The sequence below is a fragment of the Streptomyces endocoffeicus genome (genome assembly GCF_016741935.1).
Lineage (GTDB): Bacteria > Actinomycetota > Actinomycetes > Streptomycetales > Streptomycetaceae > Streptomyces > Streptomyces endocoffeicus.
The window spans coordinates 1-15968 of the sequence record NZ_JAERRG010000077.1 but is presented as its reverse complement, the minus strand read 5'-3'; the positions used below and the strand labels follow the sequence as shown (position 1 = coordinate 15968).

Here is a 15968-nt window from a genome sequence, read left to right as displayed (position 1 = left end):
CACGGTCTTGGCCGAGATCGGCAACGGCACCACACCGGCCGTGGCAGCCGGCACCGGAGTGTCCCTGGCCGGCGCTGAGGGCTGGTCGGGTGCGCTCTCCAGGATGACATGCGCATTGGTGCCACTGAGCCCGAACGAGGACACCGCTGCCCGGCGGGCCCGGCCCAGCTCGGGCCAGGGCTGGTTCTCCGTCACCAGCTGCACCGCGCCGGCCGCCCAGTCGACGTGTCGTGACGGTTCTTCGACGTGCAGGGTGCGGGGCACCACGCCGTTCTGGAGGGCCATGACCATCTTGATGACACCGGAGACACCCGCGGCGGCCTGGGTATGGCCGACGTTCGACTTGAGCGAGCCGAGGAGCACGGGCTGGTCGCGGTCCTGGCCGTAGGTGGCGAGGACGGCTTGGGCCTCGATCGGGTCGCCGAGTGTGGTGCCGGTGCCGTGGGCCTCGACCACATCCACGTCGGCCGTGGTCAGACCGGCGTTGGCCAGGGCCTGCTGGATCACCCGTTGCTGGGAGGGGCCGTTGGGGGCGGTCAGACCGTTGGACGCACCGTCCTGGTTGACCGCCGATCCGCGGATCAGAGCCAAGATCTTGTGGCCCTTGGCCTGGGCGTCGGACAGCCGCTCGACCAGCAGCACACCGACACCCTCGGACCAACCGGTGCCATCAGCGTTGTCGGAGAATGCCTTGCACCGGCCGTCGGCGGCCAGGCCGCGCTGGCGGGAGAACTCCACGAACGTCTGCGGCGTGGGCATCACCGTGACACCGCCGACCAGGGCCAGGGAGCATTCACCGTGCCGCAGCGCGTATCCCGCTTGATGCAACGCCACCAGCGACGACGAGCACACCGTGTCCACGGTCATGGCGGGGCCTTCGAGGCCGAAGAAGTACGACACCCGGCCGGACAGCACACTCGCCGCGCCACCGGTCATCCCGAACCCGCCGAGGTCGGCGCCGATGCCGTAGCCGCCGGGGAAGGCGCCCATGAAGACACCGGTGTCACTGCCCCGCACCGAGCCCGGTTCGATACCGGCGCGTTCGAAGGCTTCCCAGGACGTCTCCAGCACCAGCCGCTGCTGCGGATCCATGGCCAGAGCCTCGCGTGGGCTGATCCCGAAGAATGGCGCGTCGAACCCGGTCACCGCGTCGAGGAAGCCGCCCTCAACGGTGTACGACTTCCCGGGCACGTCCGGATCCGGGTCGTAGAGGTTGTCCACGTCCCAGCCCCGATCGACCGGGAAACCGGAGATCGCATCCGTACCGGACTCGACCAGGCGCCACAGGTCCTCCGGCGACGACACGCCACCCGGCAGACGGCACGCCATGCCCACGATCGCCAGCGGCTGGGTGCCGGCCTCGGTGGCCGCTTGCAGCTTCGCGCGGGTCGTGTGCAGCTCGGCGGTCGCCCAACGGAGATACTCGACCAGCTTGTCGTGATCGGGCATTGGCGCTAACTCCTTACAGAGACGTTCGCAGCGTGTGCCTCGGATACGCGCGCAAGGGGAGTGGCGGAGACGACGTGCAGGGTCGACTCCAGCGCGGCGAGCAGCTTCTCGATCGTGGCCGGGGCAAGCAGGGATTCGTCGAAGACGACCGTGCCGTGCAGCGTGCCGGCATCGTCGAAGAACCACATCGCGAGCTCACCGTTCGTGATGCCCAGGTCGGTCTCGACCATCCAGAACCGCCGGCTGGTGACGCCGGGCAGGACGAGGTCGGAGGCGAGCGAGCTGATCAGCTGGAACTGGACCAACGGCTCGGGCAGGCCGGGCGTGGCGGCCCGCATCGACGCGTAGGGGAGGTTCTGATGGGTGTGCGCGCCCAGTACGGTCGTGTGCACGCGCCGCAGGACCTCGCGGAACGTCGGATCGTCGGACAGGTCGACGCGGAGGGCGGCGACCTTCGCGAAGAAGCCGATCAGGTGGTCGGTCTCGGGCCGGCCGCGGTTGGCGAACGGGGTGGTCACCACGATGTCGTCCAGGCCCGACAGGCCGGCCGCCGCGAGCGCGAAGGCGGCCAGCAGGGTCTCGTACAGCGTCGTGCCCTCCGCCTCCGCGAGCCGCCGGGCCGCCGAGGTCGCCTCGGGCGAGACGGTCCAGGCTTGGGAGCGGCCGGCCGGGGCCCCGTGCCCGCGTGGCCGCTCGGTCGGCAGTCGCAGGGCCGCGGCGCCCGCGAGGTTCGTACGCCAATAGTCCTGGTGCTCCGCCAGCGCGAGCCCGGACATCACGTCGTGTTCCCACTGGGCGAAGTCCGAGTACGTCGTGGTGATCTCCGGCAGCGCGGCGACGGGACCGCCGGCCAGCTCGGTGTACAGGGCCGACAGCTCGCGGACCAGCAGATCGAACGACCAGCCGTCGCCCGCGATGTGGTGCAGTATCAGCAGCAGGAGGTGCTCGTCCTCGGCGATCCGCACCAGGACGGCGCGCAGCAGGGTGCCGCCGGTCAGGTCGAAGGGACGTGCGAGCTCGGCCCGGATGGCATCGGCCGCCGCGTCCTCGGTCGTGACATGCACGACGTCGGCGCTGACCGGTGCGGGATCGCGGACCATGAGCACGAAGCCGTCGCCGTCGTCGCGGAACCCGGTGCGCAGCGGCTCGTGGCGGGCGACGATCCGAGTCAGGGCGCGGTCGAGGACGTCGCGGTCGACCCTGCCGCTCAGCCGGAATCCGTACGGGCTGACGGGGAAGACCGTCTCGTCGAGCAGCGAGTCACGGGTCACGAGCAGCTGCTGCTGGGCGAGCGTGATCGGTGCGGGCGTGACCCCCGAGCGTGGTGTGATGGCCGGTATGCCGGTCGCCGAGGCCGAGTCGATGGCCTCGGCGAGGCGGGCAGGCGTCCGACTGTCGAACAGCGTCCGCAGCGGCAGGTCGCAGTTCAGTTCGGCGCGGATGCGGGACACCACGCGGGAGGCGAGGAGGGAGTGCCCGCCCAGTGCGAAGAAGTCGTCGTTCACGCCGACGGCCGGCGTCTCCAGGACATCGGCGTAGATGCCGCACACGGCGGACTCCGTCGGATTGCGCGGGGCGACCCGTGAGGACGAGGCCGTCGACCAGGTCTCCGGGTCGGGCAGCGCACGGCGGTCGGTCTTCCTGCTCGTCGTCAGCGGCATCGCGTCCAGGACGACGAACGCGGACGGCGTCAACGCCGAGGGGAGCAGCCGCTCGACGTGGTCACGCAGTTCGGCGCCGATCGTCGCGGCGTCCGCGTCGGTCACCACGTACGCGACCAAACGATCGTCACCGCGGTCGTCCTTGCGCAGGGCCACCGCGGCCTGCCTGACGGCCTCGTGCTCGGACAGGACTGTCTCGATCTCGCCGAGCTCGATCCGGATCCCGCGGATCTTGACCTGGCTGTCGATCCGGCCCAGGAACTCGAGGTTGCCGTCCGGGAGCCTGCGGGCCAGGTCACCGGAGATATACATCCGGGGCTCCGAGCCGGTTCCGCCGGCGATGAACCGCTCCCGGACCAGATCGGGGCGGGCCAGGTAGCCGCGGGCCAGGCCGATGCCCGCGATGCAGAGCTGTCCGGGAACGCCGTCGGGCACGGGACGCAGGGCGTCGTCGAGGAGGTGGATGCGGGTGTTGTCGATCGGTGGCCCGATGGGCGCCGTGGCCGGCCAGGCGGAGACATCCGCGGGCAGCGTGTAGCCGGTGACCAGCTGGCTCTCCGCCGGACCGTAGTGGTTGTGCACCCGCAGGTGGGGACGGCGCCGGCACAGCTCGCGCAGCCTGGTGTCCAGCACGAGCGGCTCGCCGCCCTGGCAGAGGTGCCGCAGGGCGGACAGGCCGTTCCCGTACGGGTCGACGTGCTCGACGATCGCGCGCAGCACCGTGGTCGGCGCGTAGACGCGGGTGATTCGGTTGTCGTCCATCCACCGCACCAGCCGGGCGGGATCCAGCCGCACCTCGTCGGAGGGGATGACGAGCGTGCCGCCGAGCAGCGCGGAGAAGATCTCCTGCACCGAATAGTCGAAGGTCGACGTGATGAATTGGACGGTCCGGCTGTCCGGCTCGCGGCCCATCGTGCGCTCCTGCCACAGCAGCAGGTTGACGACGCTGATGCCGGGCATGAGCACGGCCTTGGGGCGGCCGGTGGAGCCGGAGGTGTAGATCGCGTAGGCCAGGCTGTCGCGGTCCAGCCGCACGTCGGGCGCGCTGTCCGGCTGCTCGCGCAGGCCCGGGTCGTCCGGCAGTATGACGTCGCGGACGTCCTCGAACCGGGACCGGTGCTCCGGCTGCGTCACCACCGTGGCAATGTCGGAGTCGGCGAGCACGAAGCGGGTGCGTTCGAGAGGATGCTCCGGGTCGATCGGCACATAGGCCGCGCCGGCCTTGAGGATGCCGAGCATTCCGACGATCATCGGGGCGCCCCGGTCGAGGCAGAGCCCGACCAGGGTGCCGGGGCGGACACCCCGGTGGATGAGCAGGTGCGCCAGCCTGTTGGCCCGGCGGCCGAGTTCGGCGTACGTCAGGGTGACCTGCTCGTCGATGACGGCGACGGCGTCCGGGGTCCGGGCCGCGGCGTACGCCAGCAGTCGCGGGAGCGAGTCGACCGGCAGGGTCCGCTCGGTGTCGTTGGACGGAAGCGCGGGCAGGCGGGTGTCGCCGTCCGGCGTGAGCGGGACCGTCGAGATCGGATCGTCCGGGCGGTTCAGCACGCTGCGCAGGACGAGCGTCAGATGATCCAGCAGCTGCTCGATCCGGGCCTGGTCGAACAGTGCCCGGCTATACCACATATGTCCCAGCAGCCGGTCGTCGGCGGCGTCCTCGTAGACATGGAACTCCAGGTCCATGCGGGTGAAGAACTGGTCCATGGCGAACGGCTCGGCCGTGACCCCGGGCAGGGTGACGGGGTTCGGCAGCATCGGCAGGAGTTGGAAGAGCACCTGCACGACCGGGTTGATCGCGAGGTCGCGGGGCGGTGCCAGCCGCTCCACGAGCAGGTCGAACGGCAGGTCGGCGTTGGCGAACGCGCCGGTGGCGGTCGTCCGGGTCCGCCGCAGCAGCTCACGGAAGGTGGGATCGCCGGAGAGGTCCCCGCGCAGCGCCAGCGTGTTGACGAACATGCCGACCAGCCCCTCCACCTCCGCGCGGTTGCGGTTGGCGGTCGGGGTGGCGACCAGGACGTCATCGGTACGCGCGTAGCGCGACAGCGTCACCTGGAAGGCGGCCAACAGGGTCATGAACAGCGTGGTGCCCGACGAGCGGCCCACCTCCCTGGCCGCGGCCACCAGCTCCGCCGGCGGGGACCACGACACGCTGCCCGCATCGGAGTCGCCGATCGCCGGCCGGGGCCGGTCGGCCGGCAGGTCCAGCACCGGGGGAGCGCCCCGCAGGTGGTCCTGCCAGTAGGCCAGCCGCTTCTCGAGCCGGGGGCCGGACAGCATGCGGCGTTCCCACTGGGCGAAGTCCGCGTACTGCACCGGCAACTTGGGCAGGTCGGCCTGCGTACCGCGGAGCAGGGCCGCGTATTGCGCCGACAGTTCCATCTGGAGGATGGCCAGCGACCAGCCGTCACCGGCCACGTGATGAACCGTGAGTGCCAGTACGTGGTCGTCGTCCGCGAGCCGTACCAGCAACGCCCTCAGGACGGGGCCGGTGCTCAGGTCGAACGGCTCGGCCGTCTCCCGCCGGATCAACGTCCGGGCGTGCTCCTCGTCCCGGGCGTCCACCTGCCGCAAGCCGGTGGCGTCTCCCGGCAGGATCCGCTGGCGCGGGTCGCCGTCGTCGGTGTCGAACACGGTCCGCAGGGCCTCGTGACGGTCCACGACGAGACGCAGCGCCCGCTCCAGCACCGTCGGGTCGAGCGGGCCCCGCAGCCGTTGCACGATCGGCAGGTTGTAGGAGTTGCTCGCCGGTGCGATCTGGTGCATCAGCCAGAGGCGCTGTTGCGCGAAGGACGCCGGAAGAGGCCGGTTACGGTCCACCGGACCGATGCCATTGCCGTCCGGTTTACGGCGCAGCCGGGGACTTTTGGAAGCCATTCACCTCTCCCGGAAAGGTATTGCTCGCGCATCCAGAAAACGCCCGAGGTGGTGCTGTGCAAGCGAACACCCGCCGATGCTTTCCACGCAACCCCCTAGGTTTCCGGCCAGGCGAAACGGGCGTAGGGGGTGGGGCGAAAACAAGGGTGGCACGGCATGGCGGACGTCTGTATCGGGCTGCTACGGTCCGGATTGCATTACCGGGTGAACTGCACTTCGCCGGAAGGGTATGAATGTCTCGCGAGGAATTTATTCAACCGATTCATGATTTGCTTCGCGCGAATGCCGAACGCCTCGGGGACAAAATTGCCTACGTGGATTCGCGGCGCGAGCTCACCCACGCCGAACTGCGGACCCGGACCGGGCGGATCGCCGGGCACCTGGTGGACCTCGCTGTGGAGCGCGGAGACCGGGTCGCCATTCTGCTGGGCAACCGTGTCGAGACCATCGAGAGCTACCTGGCGATCGCCCGGACCGGTGCGATCGCCGTACCCCTCAATCCGGATGCGACCGGGGCCGAGGTCGCGCATTTCCTGGCGGACAGCGGCGCCGTGCTGGTCATCACCGACTCCGCCCACCTGGACGACGTGCGGCGTGCCGCTCCCGCGGTGACCGTCGTCCTGGTGGACGAGGGACCGCTCCCGGCGGGGGTGTGGTCGTTCGCGGAACTGGCCACCGCCGAGCCGCCTACGCCGGCCCGCGACGATCTGGGCCTCGACGAGGCGGCGTGGATGCTCTACACCTCGGGGACCACGGGCACCCCGAAGGGCGTCGTGTCGACCCAGGGCAGCGGCCTGTGGTCGGCGGCCAATTGCGACGTGCCCGCCTGGGAACTGACCGAGAACGACGTCCTGCTCTGGCCGGCACCGCTGTTCCACAGCCTCGCGCACCACCTCTGCCTGCTGGCCACCACCGCCGTCGGCGCGACCGCGCGGATCATGAGCAGTTTCGTGGCGAGTGAGGTGCTGCACGAGCTCGAGGAGCATGCGTGCACCGTGCTCGTGGGTGTGCCGACGATGTACCACTACCTGCTCGGCGCTGTCGGCGAGGCCGGACCGCGGCTGCCCTCGCTGAAGATGGGCCTGGTCGCCGGCGCCGCCTCGCCGCCCGCACTGATCGAGGGTTTCGAGCGGGTCTTCGGGGTGCCGCTGCTGGACACCTACGGCTGCACCGAGACCACCGGATCCCTGACGGTGAACTGGCTCAGCGGTCCGCGAATGCCCGGCTCCTGCGGCCAGGCCGTGCCGGGGATCTCCCTGCGGTTCGTCGATCCGCACACCGGCGCGGAGGTCGCGGAGGGCGAGGAGGGCGAGCTGTGGGCGAGCGGACCGAGCCTGATGATCGGCTATCACGGGCGTCCCGACGCCACCCGTGAGGTGCTCTCCGACGGGTGGTACCGCACCGGTGACCTGGCCCGCCGAAGCGAGACGGGTCACGTCACCATCACCGGCCGGGTCAAGGAACTCATCATCCGCGGCGGCGAGAACATCCACCCGCACGAGATCGAGGCCGTCGCCCTCGAACTGCCCGGGGTGCGGGACGCCGCCGCGGTCGGGAAGCGGCATCCCGTCCTGGGGGAGATCCCCGCCCTGTACCTCGTGCCGGAGGCGGAGGGCGTGGACGCTGAGGCGGTGCTCGCGGCGTGCCGGGAGAAGCTGTCGTACTTCAAGGTGCCCGAGGAGATCTATCGGGTCGACACCATTCCGAGGACCCTGTCCGGCAAGGTGAAGCGGGCCGCCCTCACCGAAGCGCCGGCGGAGCTGCTCTCCGCCGCGAGCGGAAACGGGTCCCTGTACCGGCTGGAATGGGTGCCCGCCGAGACGTCCCCGGCCGACACGAGCGACCCTGTGGCCGTACACGTGACTCGCCGTGCGGTGGGCACCGGGCCCGCCGACCTCCCCGACCAGGAACAGGCAGCGACCTGGGACGCGCTCCGCGGGGAGCAGACCGGGCCAGGTGGCTCCGTCCTCATCGACCTCGACGGCGCGGACGTCGACGACGCGCGACTGTCCGCTCTCGCCGCGCTCGGAGAACCGCAGATCGTAGTACGCGACGACACACCGCTCGTCGCGCGACTGGCCCGTGAGAAGTCCCCGGCCCTCACCATTCCCGGCGAGCGCGCGTGGGTGCTCGAGCCCGACCACAGCGGCGTCCTGCAGGAGCTGGCATTGGTCGCCGCCGACACCGATGTGCGTCCTCTGCAGCCCGGCGAGGTACGGATCGAGGTGCGTGCCGCGGGCCTGAACTTCCGCGACGTGCTGGTCGCACTGGGCACCGATCTCGGCGACGGCGTGTTCGGCGCCGAGGGCGCGGGTGTCGTCCTTGAGACCGGCTCCGACGTGCGGGATTTGCGGCCGGGCGACCGGGTGTTCGGCCTCCTCGAAGGCGGGCACGGGTCGATCGCGATCGCCGATCGGCGCATGCTGGCCGTGATCCCCGAGGGCTGGTCGTTCGCCACGGCGGCCTCGGTGCCGGAAGTGTTCGTCATCGCCTACTACGGGCTGGTGGACTTGGCCGGGCTGCGAGCGGGCGAGTCGGTGCTGATCCACGCGGCCACCGGCGGCGTGGGTATGGCCGCCACCCAGATCGCCCGGCACCTCGGCGCACAGGTCTACGCGACCGCCGGCGTCGGCAAGCAGCACGTCCTGCGGGACGCCGGTCTGGGCGACGACCGGATCGCCGACTCGCGCACCACGGGCTTTCGGGAGGCGTTCCGCGACAGCACTCAGGGCCGCGGCGTCGACGTGGTTCTCAATTCCCTCAAGGGCGACTTCGTCGACGCCTCGCTCGACTTGCTGGCGGACGGCGGCCGGTTCCTCGAGCTGGGCCAGACCGACATCCGCGACGCCGGCGAGATCGCGGCCGAGCGACCCGGCACCACCTATCACTCCTTCACCCGGATGAACGCCGGACCGGACCGCCTGCGGGAGATCATCGCCGAGCTGCTCGCCCTGTTCGAGCAGGGGGTCTTGCGGCCGTCGCCGGTGCACACCTGGGACATCCGCCACGCCCGTGAGGCGTTCAGCTGGATGAGGAGCGGGCGCCACACCGGCAAGCTGGTGCTCACCGTGCCCCAGCGGATCGACCCCGGCGGCACGGTGCTGATCGCCGGCGACTCCGAGGCACTGGCCCGGATCGCCGCCCGGCACCTGGGAGTACGGCATCTGCTGCTGGACCGAGGCGTCGCGGACGCGGCGCCGGACGCCGTGGTGTGCGATGTGTCGGATCATGACGCGCTGGAGCGCGTGCTGGCCGACCTGTCACCTGAGCACCCGCTGACGGCGGTGATCCACACCGGTGGGGCCGCGGTCATCGACGAGATCCGCCGGCTGCACGACCTCACCGAGAGCCTCGACCTCACCGATTTCGTCGTCTTCAGCCAGGACGCGCCCGCCGCCGTCGAGGCGTTCGCCCGGAGCCGCCGGGCCCACGGCCTGCCGGCCCGGACCATCGCCTGGGGCATCCCGGAAGCCGACCCGGTCGTGGCCGACGAACACCTGCTGGGCCGCGCGCTGGCCTCCGCCGAGCAGGCTCAGATCGTCGCGCGCGTGAACACCGCCGGTCTGCGGGCCCTGACCGCGGCCAACGCGCTCCCGCCCCTCCTCCGGAACCTGATCCGTGCCGAGCCCGACGAAACCGGGCAGCCGGCATGGTCGCGCCGGTTCGAGGCCGCGGGGGCCGCCCGGGAAGAGGCGCTGCTCGATCTGATCCGGGCAAACGTCGTGGGCATCCTGAGCCTGCCCACGGCCGACCGCTACGCCCCCGACCGGCCCTTCCGTGAGATGGGCATCGACTCCCTCACCGCGGTCGAGCTGCGCAACAGCCTGGCGAAGGCCACTGGGCTGCCGTTGCCGACCACGATGGTGTTCGACTACCCGACCCCGGCCGTGCTGACCAGCCGGATGCAGGAGCTGCTCGCGGGGGAGAACCCGGCCCCGGCGCGTACGGCGGCGCGGGCGGTGGCCCAGGACGAGCCGCTGGCCATCGTGGGCATGGCCTGCCGCCTGCCGGGTGGCGTGTCGTCGCCGGATGATCTGTGGCGCCTGGTCGCGTCGGGCACGGACGCGATCTCCGAGTTCCCCGCCGACCGCGGCTGGGACGTGGACAACCTGTACGACCCGGATCCGGACGCGCCGGGCAAGACGTACACCGTGCTGGGTGGCTTCCTGGACGGGGTCGCCGGGTTCGACGCGTCGTTCTTCGGCATCAGCCCGCGGGAAGCCCTGGCGATGGATCCCCAGCAGCGCCTCATGCTCGAGGTGTCCTGGGAGGCGTTCGAACATGCCGGCATTCCGCCTCGCTCCGTCCGCGGTAGTGACGCGGGCGTCTTCATGGGGGCCTTCCCGAGCGGGTACAACGCCGGCCTCGAGGAGTTCGGCATGACCGGCGACGCGGTGAGCGTGTTGTCGGGCCGGGTGTCGTACTTCTTCGGCCTCGAAGGCCCCGCTATCACGGTGGACACGGCGTGTTCGTCGTCGCTGGTGGCGTTGCATCAGGCGGGTTCCGCGCTGCGGCAGGGTGAGTGTTCGCTGGCCCTGGTCGGTGGCGTGACCGTGCTGGCCACCCCGCAGACGTTCGTGGAGTTCTCCCGCCAGCGTGGCCTGGCCCTCGACGGACGAAGCAAGGCCTTCGCCGACGCGGCGGACGGCGCGGGCTGGGCCGAGGGCGTCGGTGTGCTGGTGGTCGAGCGGTTGTCCGACGCCCAGGCCAAGGGCCACCAGATCCGGGGCGTCATCCGTGGCTCGGCGGTCAATCAGGACGGGGCCTCCAACGGTCTGTCCGCGCCGAACGGGCCGTCCCAGCAGCGCGTGATCCGGCAGGCGCTCGCCAACGCCGGTCTGGCGCCGCACGAGGTCGATGTGGTCGAGGCGCACGGCACGGGTACGAAGCTGGGCGACCCGATCGAGGCCCAGGCCGTGATCGCGACCTACGGCCAGGACCGTGAGCAGCCGCTGCTGCTCGGTTCGCTCAAGTCCAACGTCGGTCACACGCAGGCCGCCGCGGGTGTCTCCGGTGTCATCAAGATGGTCATGGCGCTGCAACACGACACCGTACCGGCCACCTTGCACGTGGATGCGCCGTCGGGGCACGTGGACTGGACCGCCGGTGCGGTGGAACTGGTGACCGAGAACCGGCCGTGGCCGGAGACCGGCCGGGTGCGCCGGGCCGGCGTGTCCTCGTTCGGGATCAGCGGCACCAACGCACACGTCATCCTCGAGAGCGCACCCGAGCAGCCCGTCTCGCCGCCGGAGGCCGTGGCGCCGGTCGTGGCGTCCGACCGGGTGCCGCTGGTGATCTCGGCGAAGACCCCGGCGGCGCTGGCCGAGATGGAGAACCGGCTGCGTGCCTACCTGGCCGCCGCCCCCGAGGCCGACCCGCGGGCAGTGGCGTCGACGCTGGCGACCGCCCGGTCGGTGTTCGAGCACCGCGCCGTGCTGCTGGGCGAGAACACGATCACGGGCACCGTGGCGGGCGCCGACCCGCGAGTGGTGTTCGTGTTTCCCGGCCAGGGCTGGCAGCAACTCGGTATGGGCAGGGCGCTGCGCGAGTCGTCGCCGGTGTTCGCCGCGCGGATGGCCGAGTGCGCGGCGGCACTGAGCGAGTTCGTCGACTGGGACCTGTTCACCATGCTCGACGACCCCGCTGTGATCGACCGCATCGACGTGCTCCAACCGGCCTGCTGGGCGGTCATGATGTCGCTGGCCGCGGTGTGGCAGGCCGCCGGGGTCCGCCCGGACGCGGTGATCGGCCATTCGCAGGGCGAGATCGCGGCGGCGTGTGTGGCCGGGGCGTTGTCGCTGCGCGATGCCGCCCGGGTCGTGGCGTTGCGCAGTCAACTGCTCGCTCGCGAGATGGTCGGTCACGGGGTGATGGCTGCCGTCGCCCTGCCCGCCGACGACATCCCCCTGGTCGACGGGGTGTGGATCGGTGCCCGCAACGGCCCGTCCTCCACGGTCATCTCCGGCACGCCGGAGGCCGTCGAGGTTGTTCTCGCCGCCTGCGAGGAGCGAGGGGCTCGGGTACGGAGGATCACCGCGGCCGTCGCCTCGCATTCACCGCTCGGCGAGAAGATCCGTACCGAACTGCTCGGCATCAGCGCGGGCATCCCGTCCCGCACGCCGGTGGTGCCGTGGTTGTCCACCGCCGACGGCATGTGGATCGAAGCACCCCTGGACCCCGCCTACTGGTGGCGGAACCTCCGCGAACCCGTCGGCTTCGGCCCGGCCGTCGACCTGCTCCAGGCCCGCGGCGAGAACGTGTTCCTGGAGATGAGCGCCAGCCCGGTGCTGCTGCCGGCCATGAGCGACGCGGTCACCGTCGCCACCCTGCGCCGCGACGACGGCACCCCGGACCGGATGCTCACCGCTCTGGCCGAGGCCCACGCCCATGGCGTCATCGTCGACTGGCCCCGAGTCTTCGGTAGCACCACCCGGGTGCTGGACCTTCCGACCTATGCCTTCGAGCATCAGCGGTACTGGGCCGTCAGCGCCGACCGGCCGTCCGACGCCGGGCACCCGATGGTGGAGACGGTCGTGCCGTTGCCGGCGTCCGACGGCGTGGCGCTGACCGGCCGGGTCTCATTGGCCACGCACGCCTGGCTGGCCGACCACGCGGTCCGGGGCACCGCGCTGCTACCCGGCACCGCGTTCGTGGAGCTCGTGACCCGCGCGGCCACCGAGGTGGACTGTCCGGTCATCGACGAGCTGGTGATCGAAGCTCCGCTGCTGCTGCCGCAGACCGGCGCTGTCCAGCTGTCGGCGACAGTCGGGGAGGCCGACGAGTCCGGCCGCCGACCGGTGACCGTGTTCTCCCAGGCGGACGGCACCGACGCGTGGACCCGGCACGTCACCGCCACCATCGGCCGCACCGCGTCGCTGCCGGATCCTGTCGCCTGGCCGCCTGCGCAGGCCGAGCCGGTCGACGTCACCGGCTTCTACGACGAGTTGGCCGCGGCTGGTTACGAGTACGGGCCGGCGTTCCAGGGCCTGCGGGCCGCGTGGCGTGACGGCGACACCGTCTACGCCGAGGTCGTCCTGGCCGAGGAGCAGGCACACGAGGTGGACCGGTACGCGGTCCACCCCGCCCTGCTGGACGCGGCTCTGCAAGCCAGCATGGTCAACACCGCGGGGACCGGGCAGGGAGTACGACTGCCGTTCTCCTGGAATGGGATCCAGGTCCACTCGACAGGCGCGACGACGCTGAGGGTCGCGGTGACGCCGCTGGCCGACGGCTGGAGCGTGCACGCCGCCGCCGACAACGGCCGCCCCGTGGCCACCATCGGGTCGCTGGTGACCCGGCCGGTGACCACCGACATGCTCGGCTCCACCACCGACGACCTGTTCGCCGTGACCTGGACCGAGATCACCGCCCCCGAACCTGGCGATCCCTCCGACGTCGGAGTGTTCACCGCACTGCCCGAGGCCGACGGCGATCCGCTGACGCAGACCCGTGCCTTGACCACCCAGGTGTTGCAGACCGTCCAGCAATGGCTGGCCGGCGAGGACCGCCCCCTGGTCGTGCGCACCGGCACCGACCTGGCCTCGGCCGCGGTATCCGGTCTGGTGCGCTCGGCCCAGTCGGAGCATCCCGGCCGGTTGATCCTGGTGGAAAGCGACGACGCGCTCACCCAGGAACAGCTGGCCGGAACCGCCGGGCTGGACGAACCCCGGATCCGGATCGACGGTGGCCACTACGAGGTGCCACGACTAGCCCGCGAGGAGGCGTCGCTCACGGTTCCCGAGGACCGCGCGTGGCTGCTCGAACTGCCCGGCAGCGGTACGTTGCGGGATCTCCGCGTGATCCCCACCGACACCGCCGAACGGCCGCTGCGGCGGGGTGAGGTTCGGGTCGGCGTACGCGCCGGCGGTCTGAACTTCCGCGACGTGGTCGTGGCCCTCGGTATGGTCGCCGACCCCCGCCCGGCCGGAGGCGAAGCAGCGGGCGTCGTCCTCGAGACCGGCCCCGGCGTGGAGGATCTGAGCCCGGGCGACCGCGTGTTCGGCATCCTCGACGGCGGATTCGGCTCGGTCGCGATCGCCGATCGCCGCCTCCTGGCCGTGATCCCCGACGGCTGGTCGTTCACCACGGCGGCATCTATTCCGGTCGTGTTCGCCACCGCCTACTACGGTCTGGTCGACCTGGCCGGGCTGCGAGCGGGCGAGTCGGTGCTGATCCACGCCGCGACCGGCGGCGTGGGCATGGCCGCCACCCAGATCGCCCAGCACCTCGGCGCCGAGATCTACGGAACCGCGGGCATCGCCAAGCAGCACGTCCTGCGGGACGCCGGCCTGAGCGACGACCGGATCGCCGACTCCCGCACCACCGGCTTCCGCGAGACCTTCCGCGACAGCACTCAGGGCCGCGGCGTCGACGTGGTCCTGAACTCCCTCAGTGGCGACTTCGTCGACGCGTCCCTCGACGTGCTGGCCGAAGGCGGCCGGTTCATCGAGATGGGCAAGACCGACATCCGCGATGCGGAACAGATCACGCACGCCACCTACCGGGCCTTCGACCTCATGGACGCCGGCCCCGACCGGGTACGGGAGATCATCGCCGAACTACTCGGCCTGTTCGAGCAGGGCGTCCTGCGCCCCCTGCCGGTTCAGGCCTGGGACATCCGCCAAGCGCGGGACGCGTTCACCTGGATGAGCCGCGCCCGCCACATCGGTAAGATCGTGCTCACCATCCCCCAGCAGCTCGATCCGGACGGCACGGTCCTGATCTCCGGCGGCTCCGGTGTCCTCGCCGGCATTCTCGCCCGCCACCTCGTCGCCGAGCGCGGTGTGCGTAACTTGCTCCTGGTCTCCCGCAGCGCCCCGTCCGAGGCTTTGATCAGTGAGTTGACCGCGTTGGGGGCTCAGGTCGAGACCGCGGCCTGCGACGTGTCCGATCGGGTCGCGCTGGAGCAGGCGCTGGACGGGGTGCCGCTGACGGCCGTCTTCCACACCGCCGCGGCGCTCGACGACGGCGTAGTGGAATCGCTGACCCCGCAGCGCGTCGACACGGTCCTGCGGCCCAAGGCCGACGCTGCCTGGTATCTGCACGAGCTCACCCGCGACGCCGACCTGGCCGCGTTCGTGATGTATTCCTCGGTCGCCGGCATCATGGGCGCGGCCGGGCAGGGCAACTACGCGGCAGCCAACGCCTTCCTGGACGCCCTGGCCGCACACCGTCGTCGTGAGGGCTTGCCGGCTCTCTCCTTGGCGTGGGGCCTGTGGGAGGACACCAGCGGCCTGAGCGCCGGCCTCACCGACACCGACCACGACCGGATCCGCCGCGGCGGGCTGGAGGCCATCGCCGCCGAGCACGGGATGCGGCTGTTCGACACCGCGACGCGGCAGGGCGAGCCGGTCCTGCTCGCCTCACCCTTGAACCTGACGCGGCAGGGCGAAGTCCCCGCGCTGCTGCGTACGTTGCACCGCCCCGTAGCCCGCCGAGCCGCAACAGTCAACGGCCGCCTGGCCGACTTGACGCCCGAGGCGCTCCTGAAACTGGTCTGTGGCCGTGCGGCAGCTGTGCTGGGTCATGTGGATGCCGATGCCATTCCTGTGGCGGCCGCGTTCAAGGATCTGGGTGTGGATTCGCTGACCGCGGTTGAGTTGCGGAACAGTCTGGCCAAGGCTACGGGTCTGCGGTTGCCTGCCACGTTGGTGTTCGACTATCCGACACCGACGGTGCTGGCCGGGCGGCTCGGCGAACTGCTCGCGGGCGGGACGGCGCCTGTGCGGGCCGCCGTGGTGCGCACGGCTGCGGCTTCGGATGAGCCGCTGGCGATCGTGGGTATGGCGTGCCGTCTGCCGGGTGGGGTGTTGTCGCCGGAGGATTTGTGGCGTCTGGTCGAGTCCGGTGGGGATGCGATTTCCGGTTTCCCGGTCGATCGGGGCTGGGACGTGGACAACCTGTTCGACCCGGATCCGGACGCGCCGGGTAAGACCTACACGGTGCGGGGTGGTTTCCTGGACGGGGCGGCGGGGTTTGACGCGT

At 71.1% G+C, this 15968-nt stretch carries 3 protein-coding genes; 1 reads left to right on the top strand and 2 read right to left on the bottom strand.

The window, feature by feature from the left end; genetic code table 11:
- Both JK364_RS53325 and JK364_RS53320 read right to left on the bottom strand, forming a co-directional pair.
- Positions 1 to 1431 (bottom strand): type I polyketide synthase (locus JK364_RS53325; RefSeq protein WP_372462104.1); only part of this gene is annotated, 1431 nt, incomplete at its 3' end.
- 23 nt (positions 1432 to 1454) lie between these two features.
- A complete protein-coding gene (locus JK364_RS53320) occupies positions 1455 to 5984 on the bottom strand; it encodes a non-ribosomal peptide synthetase (RefSeq protein ID WP_201858707.1) in 4530 nt (1509 codons plus the stop codon).
- A 233-nt stretch (positions 5985 to 6217) separates the two neighbouring features.
- On the opposite strand from JK364_RS53320, the gene JK364_RS53315 reads away from it, so the two are divergent.
- On the top strand, positions 6218 to 15968 hold a 9751-nt coding region (locus JK364_RS53315), incomplete at its 3' end, for a type I polyketide synthase (protein WP_230993930.1).